At 59.1% G+C, this 23,644-nt stretch carries 21 protein-coding genes; 19 read left to right on the top strand and 2 right to left on the bottom strand.

Going from position 1 to position 23,644, the window contains the following annotated elements:
* Positions 1–8 precede the first annotated feature (8 nt).
* The gene (gene clpS / locus AACY50_RS19080) at positions 9–392 is read right to left on the bottom strand and encodes an ATP-dependent Clp protease adapter ClpS (protein WP_016987405.1); all 384 of its coding nucleotides are present in this window, start codon (positions 390–392) and stop codon (positions 9–11) included.
* A 224-nt stretch (positions 393–616) separates the two neighbouring features.
* On the opposite strand from clpS, the gene AACY50_RS19085 reads away from it, so the two are divergent.
* A complete protein-coding gene (locus AACY50_RS19085) occupies positions 617–904 on the top strand; it encodes a cold shock domain-containing protein (protein WP_339539009.1) in 288 nt (95 codons plus the stop codon).
* A 76-nt stretch (positions 905–980) separates the two neighbouring features.
* Here AACY50_RS19085 and icd read toward each other — a convergent pair whose 3' ends face one another.
* Positions 981–2,237 (bottom strand): NADP-dependent isocitrate dehydrogenase, encoded by a 1,257-nt coding sequence (icd, locus tag AACY50_RS19090; protein ID WP_221730380.1) that lies wholly within the window; start codon positions 2,235–2,237, stop codon positions 981–983.
* A gap of 480 nt (positions 2,238–2,717) precedes the next feature.
* Here icd and AACY50_RS19095 point away from each other — a divergent pair, with 480 nt between their 5' ends.
* The 18 genes from AACY50_RS19095 (at position 2,718) to nuoJ (ending at position 23,644) form a co-directional block, all read left to right on the top strand.
* On the top strand, positions 2,718–4,943 hold the full coding sequence (locus AACY50_RS19095) for an NADP-dependent isocitrate dehydrogenase (RefSeq protein WP_339434114.1): 2,226 nt from the start codon (positions 2,718–2,720) through the stop codon (positions 4,941–4,943).
* 213 nt (positions 4,944–5,156) lie between these two features.
* A complete protein-coding gene (locus AACY50_RS19100; RefSeq protein ID WP_339434115.1) occupies positions 5,157–5,603 on the top strand; it encodes an NUDIX hydrolase in 447 nt (148 codons plus the stop codon).
* Positions 5,604–5,662: 59 nt separating this feature from the next.
* Positions 5,663–6,787, top strand: a complete 1,125-nt coding sequence (gene mnmA / locus AACY50_RS19105) for a tRNA 2-thiouridine(34) synthase MnmA (protein ID WP_339464580.1) — start codon at positions 5,663–5,665, stop codon at positions 6,785–6,787.
* Entirely contained in the window at positions 6,784–7,407 is a 624-nt protein-coding gene (hflD, locus tag AACY50_RS19110) for a high frequency lysogenization protein HflD (RefSeq protein WP_221730384.1), read from the top strand. Before mnmA ends, hflD begins: the two co-directional genes overlap by 4 nt.
* A 127-nt stretch (positions 7,408–7,534) precedes the next feature.
* Positions 7,535–8,905: an adenylosuccinate lyase gene (gene purB / locus AACY50_RS19115; protein ID WP_339434117.1), complete on the top strand. Its 1,371-nt coding sequence runs from the start codon at positions 7,535–7,537 to the stop codon at positions 8,903–8,905.
* Between the two features lie 86 nt (positions 8,906–8,991).
* The gene (locus AACY50_RS19120) at positions 8,992–10,161 is read left to right on the top strand and encodes a ribosomal protein uL16 3-hydroxylase (RefSeq protein ID WP_339434118.1); all 1,170 of its coding nucleotides are present in this window, start codon (positions 8,992–8,994) and stop codon (positions 10,159–10,161) included.
* Positions 10,154–10,579, top strand: coding sequence for a GNAT family N-acetyltransferase (locus AACY50_RS19125; RefSeq protein WP_007920197.1), 426 nt, complete (start codon positions 10,154–10,156; stop codon positions 10,577–10,579). Before AACY50_RS19120 ends, AACY50_RS19125 begins: the two co-directional genes overlap by 8 nt.
* A 239-nt stretch (positions 10,580–10,818) precedes the next feature.
* Positions 10,819–11,556: a secretin N-terminal domain-containing protein gene (locus AACY50_RS19130; protein ID WP_339434119.1), complete on the top strand. Its 738-nt coding sequence runs from the start codon at positions 10,819–10,821 to the stop codon at positions 11,554–11,556.
* Positions 11,557–12,031: 475 nt separating this feature from the next.
* Positions 12,032–13,357 carry an isocitrate lyase gene (gene aceA, locus AACY50_RS19135; RefSeq protein ID WP_016775277.1) on the top strand — a complete coding sequence of 442 codons (1,326 nt, stop codon included), beginning with the start codon at positions 12,032–12,034 and terminating at the stop codon, positions 13,355–13,357.
* A gap of 553 nt (positions 13,358–13,910) precedes the next feature.
* Positions 13,911–14,324, top strand: a complete 414-nt coding sequence (locus AACY50_RS19140; protein ID WP_003223812.1) for an NADH-quinone oxidoreductase subunit A — start codon at positions 13,911–13,913, stop codon at positions 14,322–14,324.
* A 10-nt stretch (positions 14,325–14,334) separates the two neighbouring features.
* Positions 14,335–15,009 carry a NuoB/complex I 20 kDa subunit family protein gene (locus AACY50_RS19145; RefSeq protein WP_221730388.1) on the top strand — a complete coding sequence of 225 codons (675 nt, stop codon included), beginning with the start codon at positions 14,335–14,337 and terminating at the stop codon, positions 15,007–15,009.
* Between the two features lie 73 nt (positions 15,010–15,082).
* Positions 15,083–16,867: an NADH-quinone oxidoreductase subunit C/D gene (gene nuoC, locus AACY50_RS19150; protein WP_339434120.1), complete on the top strand. Its 1,785-nt coding sequence runs from the start codon at positions 15,083–15,085 to the stop codon at positions 16,865–16,867.
* 2 nt (positions 16,868–16,869) lie between these two features.
* Complete coding sequence (nuoE, locus tag AACY50_RS19155; protein ID WP_007920186.1) at positions 16,870–17,367, top strand: NADH-quinone oxidoreductase subunit NuoE; 498 nt, start codon at positions 16,870–16,872, stop codon at positions 17,365–17,367.
* Entirely contained in the window at positions 17,364–18,719 is a 1,356-nt protein-coding gene (gene nuoF / locus AACY50_RS19160) for an NADH-quinone oxidoreductase subunit NuoF (protein WP_339539010.1), read from the top strand. The genes nuoE and nuoF overlap by 4 nt, the downstream gene beginning before the upstream one ends.
* A gap of 136 nt (positions 18,720–18,855) precedes the next feature.
* On the top strand, positions 18,856–21,570 hold the full coding sequence (nuoG, locus tag AACY50_RS19165; protein ID WP_339539011.1) for an NADH-quinone oxidoreductase subunit NuoG: 2,715 nt from the start codon (positions 18,856–18,858) through the stop codon (positions 21,568–21,570).
* Positions 21,567–22,574, top strand: coding sequence for an NADH-quinone oxidoreductase subunit NuoH (nuoH, locus tag AACY50_RS19170; protein WP_339434122.1), 1,008 nt, complete (start codon positions 21,567–21,569; stop codon positions 22,572–22,574). Before nuoG ends, nuoH begins: the two co-directional genes overlap by 4 nt.
* An 11-nt stretch (positions 22,575–22,585) precedes the next feature.
* The gene (nuoI, locus tag AACY50_RS19175) at positions 22,586–23,134 is read left to right on the top strand and encodes an NADH-quinone oxidoreductase subunit NuoI (RefSeq protein WP_221610035.1); all 549 of its coding nucleotides are present in this window, start codon (positions 22,586–22,588) and stop codon (positions 23,132–23,134) included.
* Between the two features lie 9 nt (positions 23,135–23,143).
* Entirely contained in the window at positions 23,144–23,644 is a 501-nt protein-coding gene (nuoJ, locus tag AACY50_RS19180) for an NADH-quinone oxidoreductase subunit J (RefSeq protein ID WP_339434123.1), read from the top strand.

Here is a 23,644-nt window from a genome sequence, read left to right on the forward strand (position 1 = left end):
GTCGGCGATTAACCGTCCTTCTCGATTTCACAGAGTAGCGGATGCTGGCTTTCCCTGGCGTACTGGTTGACCTGCATGGCCTTTGTCTCGGCGATGTCGCGGGTAAACACTCCACATACTGCCCGCCCTTCTGTGTGGACGGCCAGCATGACCTTGGTCGCCAGCTCGCGATTCAGGTTAAAAAACACCTCGAGCACTTCGACGACGAAATCCATCGGTGTGTAGTCATCGTTGAACAAAACCACCTTGTACATCGGCGGCGCCTGTAACGCAGGCTTTGCTTCCTGAACAGCAACGCCTGCCGAATCGTCGTCGTGCTCCTCTGGAAGATCCTTTTGGAGAAGCGGGCGATCCTGATTGAATGTTAGTCGAATCTGGCTGATTGCATGCATGGAAAGAAAGGTTCGTCAGTTGTGCAAATACAGTGGTGGGGGCGGCTGTACACGTTTTCAACTCCGACTGCCCGGTCACCTTGACTATCGGGAAAACGGTGTTACAACCAATAGAGCCCACAGTGGGTAAAAAAGATCCGCGGAGTCAATCCTTTTAACGGATTAGATTGCGGATGTCCTGGATGATACTCCAGCGTTGGAGTCTGTTGCAGAGGGATTTGAGCATGGCTGTCGGCAAGGTGAAATGGTTCAACAATGCCAAGGGGTTCGGGTTCATCAATACCGACACCCGTGAAGGTCGAGACGAGGCTGGCAAAGATATTGATTTCTTTGCGCACTACTCCGCCATTGAAATGGACGGGTATAAAACCCTCAAGGCTGGGCAGGCCGTAAGCTTCGTGATCGCTCAGGGGCCCAAAGGCCTGCACGCGGTCAATATTACAGCGGTCGTAGCCACAGAAGAAAAAGAAACAGTCCCGGACACCTTTAGAGAACAAAAAGTTACCAGTTGACGCGTCAAAACCTTCAGCCATAAAAAACCGCCCCTCTATTATCCGAGAGGGGCGGTTATTTGCATGCTTGCAGTTCTTACATATGCGAGATCAGCGCATCACCGAAGCCCGAAGACGACACCAGTTTGGCCCCATCCATCAGACGCTCGAAGTCATAAGTCACGGTCTTGGCACTGATGGCGCCGTTGGTGCCCTTGATGATCAGATCCGCCGCTTCGGTCCAGCCCATGTGACGCAGCATCATTTCCGCCGAAAGAATCAGAGAACCCGGGTTGACCTGATCCTTGCCGGCGTACTTCGGCGCAGTACCGTGGGTGGCTTCGAACATCGCTACGGTGTCGGACAGGTTAGCGCCCGGCGCGATACCGATACCGCCCACTTCCGCCGCCAGAGCGTCGGAGAGGTAGTCGCCATTGAGGTTTAGGGTGGCGATCACATCGTATTCGGCCGGGCGCAGCAGGATCTGCTGGAGCATGGCGTCGGCGATGGCATCCTTGACGATGACGTTCTTGCCGGTTTTCGGGTTCTTGAACTGCATCCACGGACCGCCGTCGAGCAGGGTCGCGCCGAACTCTTCGGCGGCCACTTCGTAGGCCCATTCCTTGAAGGCACCTTCGGTGAACTTCATGATGTTGCCTTTGTGCACGATAGTCAGCGAATCGCGGTCGTTATCGACCACATACTGCAGCGCCTTGCGCGCCAGGCGCTTGGTGCCCTCGAGGGAAACCGGCTTGACGCCGATACCGCAGTTTTCGTCGAAACGGATCTTGGTGACGCCCATTTCTTCTTTAAGGAATTTGATGACCTTGGTGGCTTCCGGCGAACCGGCCTTCCACTCGATGCCAGCGTAGATATCCTCGGAGTTCTCGCGAAAGATAGTCATGTCGACGTCGCCAGGCTTTTTCACCGGGCTTGGCACACCTTCGAACCAGCGCACCGGACGCAGGCAGACGTACAAATCGAGTTGCTGACGCAGAGCCACGTTCAGCGAGCGGATGCCGCCACCGACCGGGGTGGTCAGCGGGCCTTTGATGGAAACCACGTAATCCTTGACTGCGTCGAGCGTTTCCTGAGGCAGCCAGGTGTCCTGATCGTAAACCTGAGTGGCTTTTTCCCCGGCGAAGACTTCCATCCAGGAAATCTTGCGTTTGCCGCCGTATGCCTTTTGAACTGCAGCATCGACAACCTTGATCATCACCGGACTGATGTCAACACCAATGCCGTCACCTTCGATGAAGGGGATGATCGGGTTATCTGGAACATTGAGAGAATGGTCTGCATTGACGGTGATTTTGTCGCCGACGGCTGGAACCTGAATCTTCTTGTAACCCATGCTGAACTCCATTGTTTGGATTGAACATCTGGCTTGGTTCGAGCGTAACCCAGTTAAATCAACACGCAAACCCTCTGTTCAAGGCGCAGGCACATCTCGTTTCGTACAACCCTGAAAGCAAAGGGAAAAGCGCCAAACTCAAGCATTGCGCAAGACTCTACGCCCCACCCTGCCCTGCGACCTTTAGACCAATGGACGAGAATCGTTGCATATGAACCATCGGCAGATTGCCAGCTACCTATGTATAATGCCGCCCGCTGACCAAAGGGTCACGACGGCTGGCCTCTCTAGCACGAGACTTTCCGCCTGTTTGGTTGAACTGTTACCGCAGTCCGACTGCTTGACGCTCAACGATGCACCCAACATCACCGCGAAGAATCTCGACATTCGGTTCATGGATGACTTTGAACGAACGCGCTTACCCGGCGCCCCTCGAGTTTCTGCGCACGCTTTAGCAAAGAAGAGAGAGTTAATCCGAATATGCCCACCCGCTCGAAGATCATCTATACCTTCACCGACGAAGCTCCAGCCCTCGCCACCTATTCCCTGCTGCCGATCATCGAGGCTTACACCGCCTCGGCCGATATCGCCGTGGAAACCCGCGATATCTCTCTTGCAGCACGCATTCTGGCCAGCTTCCCCGAGCAACTGGGCGACAAAGCCGTAGCCGATCACCTCGCCGAACTGGGCGACCTGGCCGTTACGCCTGAAGCCAATATCATCAAGCTGCCGAACATCAGCGCTTCGGTTCCACAACTGCAAGCCGCGATCAAAGAGCTGCAAGCTCAGGGTTACAACCTGCCGGACTACCCGGAAACCGTAACCAGCGATGCCGACAAAGACGCCAAGGCGCGTTACGACAAAGTCAAAGGCAGCGCCGTGAACCCGGTTCTGCGTGAAGGCAACTCCGACCGCCGCGCTCCGCTGTCGGTCAAGAACTACGCTCGCAAGCACCCGCACAAAATGGGCGCATGGGCCAAAGACTCCAAGTCCCACGTTGCTCACATGAGCACCGGCGATTTCTACGGCAGCGAAAAAGCCGCCCTGATCGACGCCGCTGACGCTGTGAAAATCGAGCTGATCGCCAAAGACGGCACCACGACCGTCCTGAAAGAAAAAACCACCGTTCAGGCTGGCGAGATCCTCGACTGCGCCGTGTTGAGCAAAAACGCCCTGCGCGCGTTCATCGCCGCAGAAATCGAAAGCGCCAAGGCACAAGGCGTGCTGCTGTCGGTTCACCTCAAAGCGACCATGATGAAGGTCTCCGACCCGATCATGTTCGGCCAGATCGTTGCCGAGTTCTATAAAGACGCGCTGACCAAGCACGCTGACGTGCTGGCCCAGATCGGCTTCAACCTGAACAACGGCATCGGCGATCTGTACGCTCGTATCAAGGCCCTGCCTAGCGATCAGCAAGCGCAGATCGAAGCCGACATGGCAGCGGTCTACGCCGCTCGTCCATCGCTGGCGATGGTCAACTCCGACAAAGGCATCACCAACCTGCACGTGCCGAGCGACGTTATCGTCGACGCCTCGATGCCAGCGATGATCCGTGACTCCGGCAAGATGTGGGGCACCGACGGCCAGTTGCACGACACCAAGGCTGTGATCCCGGATCGCTGCTACGCGACCATCTACCAGGCTGTGATCGAAGACTGCAAAGCCAATGGCGCCTTCGACCCGACCACCATGGGCAGCGTGCCAAACGTCGGCCTGATGGCGAAGAAAGCCGAAGAGTACGGCTCGCATGACAAGACCTTCCAGATCAAGGCTGACGGCGTGGTTCGCGTGACCGACAGCAAAGGCACCCTGCTGATGGAACAGGCTGTTGAAGCTGGCGACATCTTCCGTATGTGCCAGACCAAAGACGCGCCGATCCAGGACTGGGTCAAACTGGCCGTCAACCGCGCTCGCGCCAGCAGCACTCCAGCCATTTTCTGGCTCGATCCGATGCGCGCTCACGACGGCGTAGTGATCGAGAAAGTTCAGGCTTACCTGAAGGATCACGACACTGCCGGTCTGGACATCCAGATCATGGCGCCGGTCGACGCGATGAAGTACACCCTGCAGCGCACCCGCGAAGGCAAGGACACCATTTCGGTGACCGGCAACGTACTGCGCGACTACCTGACCGATCTGTTCCCGATCATGGAACTGGGCACCAGTGCCAAGATGCTGTCGATCGTGCCGCTGATGAACGGCGGTGGCCTGTTCGAAACCGGCGCCGGCGGTTCGGCACCGAAGCACGTGCAGCAACTGGTTGAAGAGAACTTCCTGCGCTGGGATTCGCTGGGCGAATTCCTGGCTCTGGCGGCATCCCTCGAGCATTTGGGTGTGAACTACAACAACCCGAAAGCGCTGGTTCTGTCCAAGACTCTGGATCAGGCCACTGGCCAGTTCCTCGACAACAACAAGTCGCCATCGCGCAAAGTCGGCAACATCGACAACCGCGGCAGCCACTTCTATCTGGCGATGTACTGGGCTCAGGCCCTGGCTGCCCAGACCGAAGACGCTGCACTGCAAGCGCAGTTCGCGCCCCTGGCTAAAACCCTGACCGAGAACGAAGCAACCATCGTTGCCGAGCTCAACGCCGTGCAGGGCAAGCCAGTGGACATCGGCGGTTACTACCACGCCAATGCCGAGCTGATCAGCAAGGCCATGCGCCCAAGCGCAACCTTCAACGCGGCGGTTGCTGCGCTGGTTTAAGGTTGTAATGCTGTAAAGAAGCCCCGGCCCAGTGCCGGGGTTTCTTTTTGTGGCGCTGGCCCATTTATCCTTGAGACACGACCCCATGTGGGAGCGGGCTTGCTCGCGAATGCATTGGATCAGTCAATAAAGATGTTGAATGACAAACCGTATTTGCGAGCAAGCCTGCTCCCACAGGGGATCAGGTTTCAACCAATAGATTGAGGAAGATTTATGGAATGGCTCCCCCACATCACCGTCGCCACCATCGTCGAGAACAACGGCCGCTTCCTGATGGTCGAAGAGCACAAGGCCGGGCGCAACGTACTCAATCAGCCTGCCGGCCATCTCGACCCGAACGAAACCCTGATCGAAGCTGCCATTCGCGAAACCCTTGAGGAAACTGGCTGGGACGTCGAACCCACCGGCGTCATCGGCATTTACCTGTACACCGCACCGAGCAACGGTGTCACCTACCAACGCGTGTGCTTCAGCGCCAAAGCCGTGAAGCACCACCCGGATTGCCCGCTCGACGACGGCATCGTCGGCGCCAAGTGGCTGACCCGCGACGAATTAATCGCCCAGCGCGATAACTGGCGCAGCGAGCTGATCATCCGCTGCATCGATGATTATCTGGCCGGCCATCACTTCGGCCTCGAACTGATCCGCCCTTCTCTTTAGCCTTGAGGCCGTGAGCCTGATAGAATCGCGTCCTTTTTCAAGACACTCATTGAATCCCTATGCGTGATCCAGCCCCTTCTGACACATCCAAGAAGCGCGTCATTGTCGGCATGTCCGGCGGCGTGGACTCTTCCGTTTCCGCTCTCCTGCTGATCGAGCAGGGCTTTGAAGTGGAAGGCCTGTTCATGAAGAACTGGGAAGAAGACGACGGAACGGAATATTGCACCGCCATGGACGACCTGGCGGACGCTCAGGCCGTGTGCGACAAGATCGGCATCAAACTGCACACTGCCAACTTCGCCGCCGAGTACTGGGACAACGTGTTCGAGCACTTCCTGGCCGAATACAAGGCCGGTCGCACGCCGAACCCGGACATCCTGTGCAACCGCGAGATCAAGTTCAAGGCGTTCCTGGACTACGCCATGATGCTCGGCGCCGACCTGATTGCCACCGGCCACTACGTGCGCCGCCGTGACATCGATGGCCGCACCGAACTGCTCAAGGGCCTCGATCCGAACAAGGATCAAAGCTACTTCCTGCACGCCGTCGGCGGCGAACAGATCGCCAAGACCCTGTTCCCGGTCGGCGAGCTGGAAAAACCGGCAGTCCGCGCCATTGCCGAAAAATACGAGCTGGCGACCGCCAAGAAGAAGGATTCCACCGGGATCTGCTTCATCGGCGAGCGTCGTTTCAGCGACTTTCTCAAGCAATACCTGCCGGCACAACCGGGCGAGATCAAAACCACCGAAGGCGAAGTCATCGGCCGTCACCACGGCTTGATGTACCACACCATCGGCCAGCGCCAGGGCCTGGGCATTGGCGGTTTGAAAGATGCGGGCGATGAGCCGTGGTACGTGCTGCGCAAGGATCTGGACAACAACGAGCTGATCGTCGGCCAAGGCAACAACCACCCATGGCTGTTCTCCAGCGCCCTGCACGCCTCGGAAATCTATTGGGTCAACCCGATCGATCTGAGCCAGCCGCTGCGCCTGACCGCCAAAGTGCGTTACCGCCAAAGCGACCAGGCCTGCACCCTGGAAAAAACCGCCAGCGGTTACCGCGCAGTGTTCGACGAGCCGCAACGCGCGGTGACGCCAGGCCAGTCCGTGGTGTTCTATGACGGTGAAATCTGCCTCGGCGGCGGCGTGATCGAAGTCGCCGAGCCGTGGAGCGGCCAGGCATGAACCCGACTCAGGAGCAACTGACGGCGCTGGGCGGCGTGTTTCTCGCAGCCGTGCTGGTCGACCGGATCGCCAAGACCGGCCAGACCAACGAGGCCGGCCTGAGCTGCATGCTCGGCAGCCTGCTGGTGCGCGACCCGAAAGACACGCTGGACGTGTACGGCGGCGACGATATCAATCTGCGTGAAGGCTACCGCGCACTGATCGGCGCGCTTGAACGCGACCCGAGCACCTTGCAGCGCGAGCCATTGCGCTATGCCCTGTCGATGCTCGGTCTTGAGCGGCAACTGGCCAAGCGTGACGACATGCTCGACACCATCGGCAAGCGCCTGCCGCAGATCCAGTCGCAAGTTGAGCACTTCGGCCCGGCCCACGAAAACGTGGTTGCCGCGTGCGGCGCGCTGTACCAAGACACCCTGAGCACCCTGCGCCAGCGGATTCAGGTGCATGGCGACATGCGCAACCTGCAACAGCCGAGCAATGCCTCGAAAATCCGCGCCCTGCTCTTGGCCGGTATCCGTTCAGCACGCCTGTGGCGCCAGCTCGGCGGGCATCGCTGGCAGTTGGTGATCAGCCGGCGCAAGCTGCTCAAAGAGCTGTATCCGTTGATGCGCAGCGAGTAAATCGTCGCGCAATAAAAGCTTTGTAGTCTGTAACGCGTAATACGCCGGTCAGTTGGCGACGGACCGGCGGATTTTTTCATGTATGATACGCGCCCCATTTCGTTGCCCGACTGTCCGAGAACACCCCATGCAGCTCTCTTCGCTCACTGCGGTTTCCCCTGTAGACGGCCGCTACGCCGGCAAAACCCAGGCCCTGCGCCCGATTTTCAGCGAGTACGGCCTGATCCGTGCCCGCGTCCTGGTTGAAGTACGCTGGCTCCAGCGCCTGGCCGCCCACGCCGGCATCCCGGAAGTGCCAGCCTTCTCCACCGAGGCCAACGCCGTTCTCAATGAACTGGCTGAAAACTTCTCGCTGGAGCACGCCGAACGCGTCAAAGAGATCGAGCGCACCACCAACCACGACGTCAAGGCGATCGAATACCTGCTCAAGGAGCAGGCGGCCAAGTTGCCGGAGCTGGCCAAAGTCAGCGAGTTCATCCACTTTGCCTGCACCAGCGAAGACATCAACAACCTGTCCCACGCGCTGATGCTGCGCGAAGGCCGTGACGACGTGATGCTGCCGCTGATGCGCCAAACCGCCAACGCCATCCGCGAACTGGCCATCCGTTTCGCTGACGTGCCGATGCTGTCGCGTACCCACGGTCAACCGGCTTCGCCGACCACGCTGGGTAAAGAACTGGCAAACGTGGTTTACCGTCTCGAGCGTCAGATCACTCAAGTCGCTGCGGTGCCACTGCTGGGCAAGATCAACGGCGCTGTCGGCAACTACAACGCCCACCTGTCGGCCTACCCGCAGATCGACTGGGAAGCCAACGCCCGCGCCTTCATCGAAGACGAGCTGGGCCTGGGTTTCAACCCGTACACCACGCAGATCGAACCGCACGACTACATCGCCGAACTGTTCGACGCCATTGCGCGCTTCAACACCATCCTGATCGACTTCGACCGTGACATCTGGGGCTACATTTCCCTGGGTTATTTCAAACAGCGCACCATCGCTGGCGAAATCGGTTCGTCGACCATGCCGCACAAGGTCAACCCGATCGACTTCGAAAACTCCGAAGGCAATCTGGGTATCGCCAACGCGCTGTTCCAGCACTTGGCGAGCAAACTGCCAATCTCTCGCTGGCAGCGAGACCTGACCGACTCCACCGTACTGCGCAATCTCGGCGTCGGCTTCGCTCACAGCGTGATCGCTTACGAAGCCAGCCTCAAAGGCATCAGCAAGCTTGAGCTCAACGAGCAGAAGATTGCTGCCGACCTCGACGCTTGCTGGGAAGTATTGGCTGAGCCGATCCAGACCGTGATGCGCCGCTACAACATCGAAAACCCGTACGAAAAGCTGAAAGAACTGACCCGCGGCAAGGGCATCAGCCCTGAAGCACTGCAGACTTTCATCGACGGTCTGGACATGCCAGCCGAAGCGAAAGCCGAGCTCAAGCAACTGACCCCGGCCAACTACATCGGTAACGCTGTAGCGCAAGCCAAACGCATCTGATCGACCGCTTGACCCGTTTGAGACGCCCGGCCGCGCCGGGCGTTTTTATTCCCGTCTGAAAAGTGCTTTTTTTCAATAGGTTACATATGAATTCCGATATTCCTCTTCAACTTCTGGGCGGTCTCACGGCGCGCGAATTCCTGCGCGACTACTGGCAGAAAAAGCCACTGCTGATCCGTCAGGCGATTCCTGATTTCGAAAGCCCGATCGACGCCGACGAACTGGCCGGCCTGGCCCTTGAAGAAGAAGTCGAGTCGCGCCTGGTAATCGAGCACGGCGAGCGCCCATGGGAACTGCGTCGCGGCCCGTTCGCTGAAGACGAATTCAGCAAGCTGCCGGAAAAAGAGTGGACCCTGCTGGTCCAAGCGGTCGACCAGTTCGTGCCAGAAGTCAGCGAACTGCTGGAAAACTTCCGCTTCCTGCCGAGCTGGCGCGTCGACGACGTGATGATCAGCTTCGCCGCGCCGGGTGGCAGCGTCGGTCCGCACTTCGATAACTACGACGTGTTCCTGCTGCAGGGTCACGGCAAGCGCAACTGGAAAATCGGCCAGATGTGCGACTCCGAGAGCCCGCTGCTGCAACACGCGGATCTGCGCATCCTCGCCGAATTCCACGAAACCGAAGAGTGGGTTCTGGAACCGGGCGACATGCTCTACCTGCCGCCGCGCCTGGCCCACTGCGGCGTGGCCGTGGATAACTGCATGACCTACTCGGTCGGCTTCCGCGCCCCAAGCGCCTCTGAAGTACTGACCCACTTCACCGACTTCCTCAGCCAGTTCCTGACCGATGAAGAGCGCTACACCGATGCCGACGCGCAGCCGGCCAGCGACCCGCACCAGATTCAACACGATGCACTGGATCGCCTGAAAGCCCTGCTCGCCGAACACATGAGCGACGAACGCCTGTTGCTGACCTGGTTCGGCCAGTACATGACCGAGCCACGCTACCCGGAACTGGTGGCCGGCCCGGAAGATGTCGAAGAAGAAGACTTCCTCAGCGCTCTGCAAGATGGCGCCGTGCTGGTCCGCAACCCAAGCGCGCGTCTGGCCTGGTCGGAAGTCGATGACGATCTGCTGCTGTTCGCCAGTGGCCAGAGCCGATATCTGCCAGGCAAGCTGCGCGAACTGCTGAAACTGATCTGCGCCGCCGACGCCTTGCACACCGACAACCTCGGCGAGTGGCTGAGCGATGAAGACGGTCGCGGCCTGCTGTGTGAACTGGTCAAGCAAGGCAGCCTGGGGTTTGCCGATGAATAAAATTCGCGTACGTGTCGCAGACTGGCAGAAGGACATCGCCGAGATCCGGCGCATTCGTGAAACGGTGTTTATCGCCGAACAATCGGTACCACCTGAACTTGAGTGGGACGCGGATGACGCGACCGCCGTGCATTTTCTGGCATTCGAAGGCGACTTTCCGATCGGCACTGCGCGCCTGCTGCCCGATGGGCACATTGGTCGCGTGTCGGTACTCAAAGACTGGCGCGGCATGAAGGTCGGTGACGCCCTGATGCAAGCGGTCATCGCTGAAGCTGAAGAGCGCGGCCTGAAGCAGCAGATGCTCAGCGCACAGGTGCAGGCCACGGCGTTCTACGAGCGTCTTGGCTTCAACCTGGTCAGCGAGGAGTTCCTGGAAGCAGGGATTCCGCATGTCGATATGGTTCGCCACTCGGCGTGATACCGCAGCGCGGCTTTCGCGAGCAAGCCGCCCCACCGGGAATCTCCAGCGAACACAGCTTTTGTGCCCAGCAGAGATCGACTGTGTGCCGGCTTGCTCGTGAAGAGGCCCTTGAGCGCATCTCAAAACGCCCCGCCATCCACCGATGACGGGGCGTTTTGCTGTCTACGATTCAACTTGCCCCACCCCAGGCCGACAAACTGGCAATATCAAGCCTTTCAAAAGCGGAGATAACGGACATGTCCCTACGCACCCTGCTCACCACCCTGCTGCTCGGTTGCAGCTTATCGGTGATGGCGGCCACTGAAATCGTGCCCCTCAAGTACCGCACCAGCGCCGACATGCTGCCGATGGCGCAAGACTTCATGAGCAAAGACGGTCAGGTCAGCGCCTATGGCAATCAACTGATCATCAAGGCCGAGCCGGACAAGATCCAGGAACTCAAGGCACTGATCACCCAACTCGATACCGCCCCCAAACGCCTGCTGATCACTGTCGATACCAACGAAAACAACCAGCAGAACACCGGCGACCAACAGACCCGGATCATCAACTACAGCACCGCCAGCCGTGATGGCGGCATTCAGCAGATTCAGGCCAGCGAAGGTGCACCGGCACTGATCCAGGTCGGCCAGAGCGTGCCGATCACCAGCAGCCAGAGCAACTCGTACGGCGACTACAGCAGCCAGACGCAATATCGCAACGTCACACAGGGCTTTTATGTCACCGCCAGCGTCACCGGCGACATCGTTCATCTGTCAATCAGCACCAATCGTGACCGCATGAGCCAGGAACGTCCCGATGTAGTGAACGTACAAAGTACCGACACAACGGTCAGCGGTCGCCTTGGCGAATGGATCACCCTCGCCGGGATAAACCGTGAAACCCAGTCCGACAAACAGAGCCAGAGCCGCAGCTACGCGACTCAAGGCCGGGATGACATGACTTTACGGGTGAAAGTCGACGCTTTGGACTAAAGCACCGAAAATTGACTGATTAGTCGTATTAGACGAAAGATGTAGTGCTTTAAAAAAAGCACTACAAAACGTTTGACGAGGCAAAAAAGCGAAGGCATGATGGCCTCGCTCCCGCTAATCAGAGGCCCTGGCAAGGGCCTTCGAAACGATGTTCGCACCCACCCCGCGAACCGCTTCGTGTCTGTACCGCCCACAAGGTGTGTTTGACGAGGTTGCCGACTGGAACGAAGTTGTCCCGAGGGACGGAAGCGTAATTGGGTAACCCGGCATCACACTGCAGTTCGTATAAAGGCCCACGACGCCCGAATGCGCCCGCCAGTTGCGCCTTTACCTGCTCACTTCCCCTCGAGCCCATCGTTCATCCCGTCGCCTACCCCGCCGAATCCGACTTGAGCACCTAAGCTTCTGGTCAGCGAGCGCAGGAATTTTCCACCGCAGAACAACTTTTCATAAAGACGCGACGAGGTTTATCTCCATGGCACTGACACGCGAACAGCAAATTGCAGCCCTTGAAAAAGACTGGGCTGAAAACCCGCGCTGGAAAGGCGTGACACGCACTTACTCCGCTGCTGACGTCGTCCGTCTGCGTGGCTCGGTTCAACCTGAGCACACCTTTGCGAAAATGGGCGCCGAGAAGCTGTGGAACCTGGTCACCCAGGGTGCCAAGCCGTCCTTCCGCCCAGAGAAAGACTTCGTCAACTGCATGGGCGCCCTGACCGGCGGCCAGGCTGTTCAGCAGGTCAAAGCCGGCATCCAGGCGATCTACCTGTCGGGCTGGCAGGTGGCTGCGGACAACAACTCCGCCGAATCGATGTACCCGGATCAGTCGCTGTACCCGGTGGACTCGGTGCCAACCGTGGTCAAGCGCATCAACAACTCGTTCCGACGTGCTGACCAGATCCAGTGGAAAGCCGGCAAGAACCCGGGCGACGATGGCTACATCGACTACTTCGCGCCAATCGTGGCGGACGCTGAAGCCGGTTTCGGCGGCGTTCTGAACGCATACGAGCTGATGAAGAGCATGATCGAAGCAGGCGCCGCCGGCGTTCACTTCGAAGACCAACTGGCTTCCGTGAAAAAATGCGGTCACATGGGCGGCAAAGTACTGGTTCCTACCCAGGAAGCCGTGCAGAAGCTGACCGCTGCGCGTCTGGCTGCCGACGTTGCCGGTACGCCGACCATCATTCTGGCCCGTACCGACGCTAACGCTGCTGACCTGCTGACCTCCGATTGCGACCCGTACGACCAGCCGTTCGTGACTGGCGAGCGCACTCAGGAAGGCTTCTACAAGGTCCGTGCCGGTCTGGACCAGGCAATTGCCCGCGGCCTGGCTTACGCGCCGTACGCCGACCTGATCTGGTGCGAAACCGCCAAGCCGGATCTGGAAGAAGCCCGTCGTTTCGCTGAAGCGATCAAAAAGGAATACCCGGACCAACTGCTGTCGTACAACTGCTCGCCTTCCTTCAACTGGAAGAAAAACCTGGACGACGCGACCATCGCCAAGTTCCAGCGCGAACTGTCCGCCATGGGCTACAAGCACCAGTTCATCACCCTGGCCGGCATTCACAACATGTGGCACAGCATGTTCAACCTGGCGCACGACTACGCCCGCAACGACATGACTGCCTACGTGAAGCTGCAAGAGCAGGAATTCGCTGATGCTGCCAAGGGTTACACCTTCGTCGCCCACCAACAAGAAGTGGGCACCGGCTACTTCGACGACATGACCACCGTGATTCAGGGTGGCTCGTCTTCGGTAACCGCGCTGACCGGTTCGACCGAAGAAGAGCAGTTTCACTGATCTGCTTCACCTGAGCAAACGGCCGTTGCGGGCCGGATAGAAAGCTAACCGCAACGCCGCACATCTGACGCCCCGACTGGTTTGGGGCGTTTTTTTTTGCCCGCAAACATCTCAAAGGCTCCCACAGGTTTTGTGTAGGACCTTTCTGAAAAAACATTGATCCAGAGCGCTATGGACGTCAGAAAAATCGTTTAAAACGGGCGATACCGCTACTTGCAGTAACGGGCATATAAGACAACTTCCTGATTACTGCCCCGCTAAACAGTTTAAAAATCACTCCAAACGATATCAATTATCATTTCGAAGTAACTATGTTCGTTACATTTCCCACAAAACATAATTCGCAGAAACCCGGCTAATGCCCGCTATGCTTGGGCTACGGGGCATTCGAGGTGCGCTATGTCCTTATTCCAATAAATAATTTCGCTATAGGAATTTTACTTGCAGGGTGTTTAGCCATAAAATCAGCGCGATTGATTGCTGCGACATATCGTCACTGCTTTATTTCTTTATCAAGCTCAGAGACCTTTGCTCTCTGTTAAGGATTACCAGCATGCCCGAAGCGACAGGACTCATGGCCCACAACTGGGGCTTTGCCATTTTCCTTCTGGGTGTAGTCGGCCTGTGTGCCTTCATGCTCGGTGTCTCCAGCCTCCTCGGGTCAAAAGCCTGGGGCCGCAGCAAAAATGAACCGTTCGAGTCCGGCATGCTACCTACCGGTGGCGCCCGCTTGCGGCTCTCAGCCAAATTCTATCTGGTCGCGATGCTGTTCGTGATCTTCGATATCGAAGCCCTCTTTCTCTTTGCATGGTCTGTGTCCGTCCGCGAAAGCGGCTGGACCGGATTCGTCGAAGCTCTCGTTTTCATAGCAATTCTGTTGGCAGGTCTTGTCTACCTGTTCCGAGTGGGCGCCCTTGACTGGGCTCCGGAAGCTCGTCGCAAGAGGCAAGCGAAGCTGAAACAATGAGGCTTTGGCAATGCAATACAATCTCACCAGGATCGACCCCGATGCTCCTAACGAGCAGTATCCGATTGGCGAACGGGAAACCGTTTCCGATCCGTTAGAGGATCAAGTTCACAAAAACATTTTCATGGGCAAGCTGGAAGACGTGCTGAGTGGCGCGGTCAACTGGGGACGCAAGAACTCCCTGTGGCCGTACAACTTTGGCTTGTCGTGCTGCTACGTGGAAATGACCACCGCCTTCACGGCGCCCCACGACATCGCGCGCTTTGGCGCCGAAGTGATTCGGGCATCGCCGCGTCAAGCCGACTTCATGGTTATCGCCGGAACCTGCTTCATCAAGATGGCGCCGATCATCCAGCGTCTCTACGAGCAGATGCTCGAGCCGAAGTGGGTGATTTCCATGGGTTCGTGCGCCAACTCCGGCGGCATGTACGACATCTACTCTGTGGTTCAAGGGGTGGACAAGTTCCTGCCCGTGGACGTCTACGTACCTGGCTGCCCTCCTCGTCCGGAAGCATTTCTGCAAGGCTTGATGCTCTTGCAGGAATCGATTGGCAAGGAGCGTCGTCCGCTTTCCTGGGTCGTTGGCGATCAAGGCGTATATCGCGCCGACATGCCTTCGCAGAAGGATGCGCGCCGCGAACAGCGAATCGCAGTCACCAACCTGCGCAGCCCTGACGAAGTCTGATCCAGATCTGTTCTGACAAAGAAACGAGAAGCTGGCTTCATTCTTTACGTTGACCGAAAGCGAAAAAATAACCATGACTACAGGCAGCGCTCTGTACATCCCGCCTTACAAGGCAGACGACCAGGATGTGGTCGTTGAATTGAACAACCGTTTTGGCGCCGAAGCGTTCACCGCTCAGTCGACCCGCACCGGTATGCCGGTGCTGTGGGTGGCGCGCGCCAAACTCGTCGAAGTCCTGACTTTCCTGCGCAACCTGCCCAAGCCGTACGTCATGCTCTATGACCTGCACGGCGTGGACGAGCGTCTGCGCACCAAGCGTCAAGGGCTGCCTTCGGACGCCGAATTCACCGTGTTCTATCACCTCATGTCGCTTGAGCGTAATAGTGACGTGATGATCAAGGTCGCCTTGTCCGAAAGCGACCTGAGCTTGCCGACCGTCACCAGCATCTGGCCAAACGCCAACTGGTACGAGCGCGAAGTCTGGGACATGTACGGCATCGACTTCAAAGGCCACCCGCACCTGTCGCGCATCATGATGCCGCCGACCTGGGAAGGTCACCCGCTGCGCAAGGACTTCCCGGCGCGCGCCACCGAATTCGATCCGTACAGCCTGAACCTGGCCAAACAACAGCTTGAGGAAGAAGCCGCGCGCTTCCGCCCTGAAGACTGGGGCATGAAGCGTTCCGGGCCGAACGAGGACTACATGTTCCTCAACCTGGGGCCGAACCACCCTTCGGCTCACGGTGCGTTCCGCATCATCCTGCAACTGGACGGTGAAGAGATCGTCGACTGCGTGCCGGACATCGGTTACCACCACCGTGGCGCCGAGAAGATGGCCGAGCGTCAGTCCTGGCACAGCTTCATTCCTTACACCGACCGTATCGACTACCTCGGCGGTGTGATGAACAACCTGCCGTACGTGCTCTCGGTCGAGAAGCTGGCCGGCATCAAGGTGCCAGAGAAGGTCGACGTCATCCGCATCATGATGGCCGAGTTCTTCCGGATCACCAGCCACCTGCTGTTCCTGGGTACTTACATCCAGGACGTTGGTGCGATGACCCCGGTGTTCTTCACCTTCACCGACCGCCAGAAGGCTTACACGGTGATTGAAGCCATTACCGGTTTCCGTCTGCACCCGGCCTGGTACCGCATCGGCGGCGTCGCACACGACCTGCCACGCGGCTGGGAAAAACTGGTGAAAGATTTCGTTGAATGGCTGCCAAAACGCCTCGACGAATACACCAAGGCGGCACTGCAGAACAGCATCCTCAAAGGTCGTACCATCGGCGTTGCCCAGTACAACACCAAAGAAGCCCTGGAATGGGGCGTCACCGGTGCGGGCCTGCGTTCGACCGGTTGCGACTTCGACCTGCGTAAAGCGCGTCCATACTCCGGCTACGAAAACTTCGAGTTCGAAGTGCCGCTGGCGGCCAATGGCGATGCCTATGATCGCTGCATGGTCCGCGTCGAAGAGATGCGCCAAAGCATCAAGATCATCGACCAGTGCATGCGCAACATGCCGGAAGGCCCGTACAAGGCGGATCACCCGCTGACCACGCCGCCGCCCAAAGAACGCACGCTGCAGCACATCGAAACCCTGATCACGCACTTCCTGCAAGTTTCGTGGGGCCCGGTCATGCCGGCCAACGAATCCTTCCAGATGATCGAAGCGACCAAGGGCATCAACAGTTATTACCTGACGAGCGACGGCGGCACCATGAGCTACCGTACCCGGATCCGCACTCCGAGTTTCCCGCATCTGCAACAGATCCCTTCGGTGATCAAAGGCAGCATGGTCGCGGACATGATTGCGTACCTGGGTAGTATCGACTTCGTTATGGCCGACGTGGACCGCTAAGCATGAACAGCACGCTTATCCAGACAGACCGTTTCACCCTCAGTGAAACCGAGCGCTCGGCCATCGAGCACGAGCTGCATCACTACGAAGACCCGCGCGCGGCGTCGATCGAAGCCTTGAAGATCGTTCAGAAAGAACGCGGCTGGGTGCCAGATGGCGCCTTGTACGCGATCGGCGAGATCCTCGGCATTCCGGCCAGCGACGTTGAAGGTGTGGCGACGTTCTACAGCCAGATTTTCCGTCAGCCGGTCGGCCGTCACATCATTCGCGTCTGCGACAGCATGGTCTGCTACATCGGCGGCCACGAGTCGGTGGTCAGCGAAATCCAGAACAATCTGGGCATCGGCCTGGGTCAGACCACCACCGACGGTCGTTTCACCCTGCTGCCTGTCTGCTGCCTCGGCAACTGCGACAAGGCACCGGCGCTGATGATCGACGACGACACCTTTGGTGATGTGCAGCCTGCTGGCGTTGCCAAACTGCTCGAGGGCTACGTATGACCCTGACATCTTTCGGCCCGGCCAACCGCATCAAGCGTTCGGCCGAGACTCACCCGCTGACCTGGCGTCTGCGTGACGACGGCGAAGCGGTATGGCTCGACGAATACCAGGCCAAGAACGGTTACGCCGCTGCGCGCAAAGCCTTCGCCGACATGGCTCAGGACGACATCGTCCAGACCGTGAAAGACGCAGGCCTCAAAGGTCGCGGCGGTGCAGGCTTCCCCACTGGCGTGAAGTGGGGCCTGATGCCCAAAGACGAATCCATCAACATCCGCTACCTGCTGTGCAACGCGGATGAAATGGAGCCCAACACCTGGAAAGACCGCATGCTGATGGAGCAACTGCCCCATCTGCTGATCGAAGGCATGCTGATCAGTGCTCGCGCACTGAAAACCTACCGTGGCTACATCTTCCTGCGTGGCGAATACACCACCGCCGCCAAGCACCTCAACCGTGCCGTGGAAGAAGCCAAGGCAGCAGGCCTGCTGGGCAAGAACATTCTGGGCAGCGGTTTTGATTTCGAACTGTTCGTCCACACCGGCGCCGGGCGTTACATCTGCGGTGAAGAAACCGCACTGATCAACTCCCTCGAAGGCCGCCGTGCCAACCCGCGCTCCAAGCCGCCCTTCCCTGCCGCCGTGGGCGTGTGGGGCAAGCCGACGTGCGTGAACAACGTTGAAACCCTGTGCAACGTGCCGGGGATCATTGCCGACGGCGTTGACTGGTACAAATCGTTGGCCCGCGAAGGCAGTGAAGACATGGGCACCAAGCTCATGGGCTTCTCCGGCAAGGTGAAGAATCCTGGCCTGTGGGAACTGCCGTTCGGCGTGACCGGTCGCGAGCTGTTCGAAGACTACGCCGGCGGCATGCGCGACGGCTTCAAGCTCAAGGCCTGGCAGCCAGGTGGCGCCGGTACCGGTTTCCTCCTGCCTGAACACCTCGACGCCCAAATGTACGCCGGCGGCATCGCCAAAGTGGGCACCCGTATGGGTACCGGCCTGGCCATGGCGGTGGACGACAGCGTCAACATGGTCTCGCTGCTGCGCAACATGGAGCAGTTCTTCGCTCGCGAGTCGTGCGGTTTCTGCACCCCGTGCCGCGATGGCTTGCCATGGAGCGTCAAGCTCTTGATGGCCATCGAAGAAGGCCGCGGTCAGCCAGGCGACATCGAGACCCTGCTGGGGCTGGTCAACTTCCTCGGCCCGGGCAAGACCTTCTGTGCTCACGCACCGGGTGCCGTGGAGCCGTTGGGCAGTGCCATCAAATACTTCCGTCCAGAGTTCGAAGCCGGTATCGCGCCAGTCAGCGCCGCCGTCCCGCCTCTGGCAAGGCCGATCGTAATCGGCGCGTAAACGCTTAAAAAGGCGAAGGGTCCGTGCCCTTCGCCTTTCGTCCGATGACGCCTTTCGGGGCTGACTGGATTCGGACGGACAACAAGATTCCATTAGCCACGCCCGCTGACACCGGGCCAACGAAGACCTTTGAACCATGGCCACTATCCACGTAGACGGCAAAGCGCTCGAAGTCGACGGGGCAGACAACCTGTTACAGGCATGTCTGTCGCTGGGCCTCGACATCCCTTATTTCTGCTGGCACCCGGCGCTTGGTAGCGTCGGGGCCTGCCGCCAGTGTGCGGTCAAGCAGTACACCGACGAGAACGACACCCGTGGTCGCATCGTCATGTCCTGCATGACACCTGCCACCGATAACACCTGGATCTCCATCGACGATGAAGAATCCAAGGCGTTCCGCGCCAGTGTTGTCGAATGGCTGATGACCAACCACCCGCACGACTGCCCGGTGTGCGAAGAAGGCGGTCATTGCCACCTGCAAGACATGACCGTGATGACCGGCCACAACGAGCGCCGTTATCGCTTCACCAAACGCACCCACCAGAACCAGCAACTGGGCCCGTTCATTTCCCACGAAATGAACCGCTGCATCGCTTGCTACCGCTGCGTGCGTTTCTACAAGGACTACGCCGGCGGCACCGACCTCGGGGTGTTCGGCGCCCACGACAACGTGTACTTCGGTCGCGTTGAAGACGGCACCCTCGAAAGCGAGTTCTCCGGCAACCTCACCGAGGTCTGCCCGACCGGTGTGTTCACCGACAAGACTCACTCCGAGCGCTACAACCGTAAATGGGACATGCAGTTCGCGCCGAGCATCTGCCATGGCTGCTCGAGCGGTTGCAACATCTCTCCGGGCGAGCGTTACGGCGAACTGCGTCGCATCGAAAACCGTTTCAACGGTTCGGTGAACCAGTACTTCCTGTGCGACCGTGGCCGTTTCGGTTATGGCTACGTCAACCGCACCGACCGTCCACGTCAGCCGCTGCTGGCCGACGGCACGAAACTGGGCCTGGATCAGGCGCTGGACAAGGCTGCCGATCTGCTGCGCGGGCGCAACATCGTCGGTATCGGTTCGCCGCGTGCCAGCCTCGAAAGCAACTACGCGCTGCGTGAACTGGTTGGCGCCGAGCACTTCTACTCCGGTATCGAAGCGTCCGAACTGGAGCGCATCCGTCTGGTTCTGCAAGTGCTCAAAGACAGCCCGTTGCCCGTGCCGAACATGCGCGACATCGAAGACCACGACGCCGTATTCGTCCTCGGTGAAGACCTGACCCAGACCGCCGCCCGTATGGCCCTGGCCCTGCGTCAGTCGGTCAAAGGCAAGGCTGAAGACATGGCCGAAGCCATGCGCGTCCAGCCATGGCTCGACGCCGCTGTGAAAAACATCGGTCAGCACGCGCTGAACCCGCTGTTCATCGCCAGCCTGGCTGAAACCAAGCTCGACGACATCGCCGAAGAGTGCGTTCACGCCGCTCCCGACGATCTGGCGCGCATCGGTTTCGCCGTGGCTCACGCTCTGGATGCCAGCGCCCCTGCCGTTGAAGGTCTGGACGCTGAAGCTCTGGAACTGGCCAAGCGCATTGCCGACGCCCTGATCAAAGCCAAGCGTCCGCTGATCATCGCCGGTACTTCGCTGGGCTCCAAAGCCCTGATCGAAGCGGCGGCAAACATCGCCAAGGCTCTGAAGCTGCGCGAGAAGAACGGCTCGATCAGCCTGATCGTGTCGGAAGCCAACAGCCTCGGTCTGGCCATGCTCGGTGGCGAATCGGTGGATGCTGCGCTGCAAGCCGTGATCGACGGCCAGGCTGACGCCATCGTCGTGCTGGAAAACGACCTGTACACCCGCACCTCGAAAGCCAAGGTCGATGCCGCACTGAACGCTGCGAAAGTGGTGATCGTTGCCGACCATCAGAAGACTGCCACCAGCGACCGCGCGCATCTGGTTCTGCCGGCGGCCAGCTTCGCTGAAGGCGACGGTACGCTGGTCAGCCAGGAAGGTCGCGCCCAGCGCTTCTTCCAGGTTTTCGACCCGCAATACATGGACGCAAGCATTCTGGTTCACGAAGGCTGGCGCTGGCTGCACGCCCTGCGCGCGACCCTGCTGAACCAGCCGATCGACTGGACGCAACTGGACCACGTCACCGCGGCCGTGGCGTCGAGCACCGAGCAACTGGCACGTATCGTCGACGCTGCACCGTCTGCTGCGTTTCGCATCAAGGGTCTGAAACTGGCGCGTGAGCCGCTGCGTTATTCCGGTCGCACCGCGATGCGCGCCGACATCAGCGTTCACGAACCGCGTACTCCGCAAGACAAAGACACCGCGTTCGCCTTCTCCATGGAAGGTTACTCGGGCTCCGTCGAACCGCGTCAGCAGGTGCCATTCGCCTGGTCGCCGGGCTGGAACTCGCCGCAGGCCTGGAACAAGTTCCAGGACGAAGTCGGTGGTCACATCCGCGCTGGCGACCCGGGTACCCGCCTGATCGAAAGCACCGGTGATTCGCTGAACTGGTTCGCTGCCGCTCCACGTGCGTTCAACCCGGCGCCGGGCACCTGGCAAGCCGTGCCGTTCTTCCACCTGTTCGGCAGCGAAGAGAACTCTTCGAAAGCCGCTCCGGTACAAGAGCGCATTCCGGCGCCATACGTTGCACTGGCCAAGTCCGAAGCCGATCGTCTGGGCGTCAACGACGGTGCCCTGCTGAGCCTGAACGTGGCCGGCCAGACCCTGCGTCTGCCATTGCGTATCAATGAAGAACTGGGCGCAGGTCTGGTGGCATTGCCTGCGGGCATCGCTGGCATTCCACCGGCATTCGCCGGCGTATCCGTCGACGGTCTGCAGGAGGCAGCGCAATGACCTGGTTCACCCCTGAAGTGATCGATGTGATCCTCTCGGTCGTCAAAGCCATCGTGATTCTGCTGGCCGTTGTGGTCGCGGGTGCGTTGCTCAGCTTTGTCGAACGTCGCCTGCTGGGCTGGTGGCAGGACCGTTACGGTCCGAACCGCGTTGGCCCGTTTGGTATGTTCCAGATCGCCGCCGACATGCTCAAGATGTTCTTCAAGGAAGACTGGACCCCGCCGTTTGCCGACAAAGTGATCTTCACTTTGGCGCCGGTGGTGGCCATGTCCGCCCTGCTGATCGCGTTTGCGATCATCCCGATCACCCCGACCTGGGGCGTGGCGGATCTGAACATCGGCCTGCTGTTCTTCTTCGCCATGGCCGGTCTGTCGGTCTACGCGGTGCTGTTCGCCGGCTGGTCGAGCAACAACAAGTTCGCCCTGCTCGGCAGCTTGCGTGCCTCGGCGCAGACCGTGTCCTACGAAGTGTTCATGGGCCTGGCCCTGATGGGCATCGTGGTTCAGGTCGGCTCGTTCAACATGCGCGACATCGTCGAGTACCAGGCGCAGAACCTGTGGTTCATCATTCCGCAGTTCTTCGGCTTCTGTACCTTCTTCATTGCTGGCGTCGCCGTGACTCACCGTCACCCATTCGACCAGCCGGAAGCGGAACAGGAACTGGCCGACGGTTACCACATTGAATACGCCGGTATGAAATGGGGCATGTTTTTCGTCGGTGAATACATCGGCATCATCCTGATCTCGGCGCTGCTGGTCACCCTGTTCTTCGGTGGCTGGCACGGTCCGTTCGGCATCCTGCCGCAACTGGCGTTCGTCTGGTTCGCACTGAAGACCGCGTTCTTCATCATGCTGTTCATCCTGCTGCGCGCTTCCATTCCGCGTCCGCGTTATGACCAGGTGATGGATTTCAGCTGGAAATTCTGCCTGCCACTGACCCTGATCAATTTGCTGATAACCGCTGCGGTTGTGTTGTGGAACACACCTGCGGTTGCGGTTCAGTGAGGATTTGACCCATGTTCAAATATATTGGCGACATCGTTAAGGGTACTGGTACCCAGTTGCGCAGCCTGGTCATGGTCTTCGGCCATGGCTTTCGCAAGCGTGACACCCTGCAATATCCGGAAGAGCAGGTCTACCTGCCGCCACGCTACCGTGGCCGCATCGTCCTGACCCGTGACCCCGATGGCGAAGAGCGTTGCGTTGCCTGCAACCTCTGCGCCGTGGCTTGCCCGGTGGGTTGCATCTCGCTGCAGAAAGCGGAAACCGAAGACGGTCGCTGGTACCCGGACTTCTTCCGTATCAACTTCTCGCGCTGCATTTTCTGCGGTCTCTGCGAGGAAGCCTGCCCGACCACCGCGATCCAGCTGACGCCGGATTTCGAGATGGCCGAGTTCAAACGTCAGGACCTGGTGTACGAGAAAGAAGATCTTTTGATCTCTGGCCCCGGCAAAAACCCTGATTACAACTTCTATCGTGTTGCAGGTATGGCAATCGCTGGCAAGCCCAAAGGCAGCGCGCAGAACGAAGCCGAACCGATCAACGTGAAGAGCTTGCTGCCTTAAGGAAGAACGATGGAATTCGCTTTCTATTTCGCATCGGGTATCGCGGTTGTGTCCACGCTACGCGTGATCACCAACACCAACCCTGTGCACGCCCTGCTCTACCTGATTATCTCGTTGATCGCCGTGGCCATGACCTTCTTCGCACTCGGCGCCCCGTTCGCCGGCGTGCTGGAAGTGATCGCCTACGCCGGCGCCATCATGGTGCTGTTCGTGTTCGTGGTGATGATGCTGAACCTGGGCCCGGCCTCGGTTCAGCAGGAACGTACCTGGCTCAAGCCCGGCATCTGGGCAGGGCCGGTGATTCTCGCAGCCTTGCTGCTGGCCGAACTGCTGTATGTGCTGTTCGCTCACCAGAGCGGTCAGGCCATCGGCCACACCACCGTCGATGCAAAAGCCGTGGGCGTCAGCCTGTTCGGCCCGTATCTGCTGGTGGTCGAACTCGCCTCGATGCTGCTGCTCGCCGCAGCCGTCACGGCGTTCCATTTGGGCCGTAACGAGGCGAAGGAGTAA

The organism is Pseudomonas sp. RA_15y_Pfl2_54 (assembly GCF_963971015.1).
GTDB classification, from domain to species: domain Bacteria; phylum Pseudomonadota; class Gammaproteobacteria; order Pseudomonadales; family Pseudomonadaceae; genus Aquipseudomonas; species Aquipseudomonas baetica_A.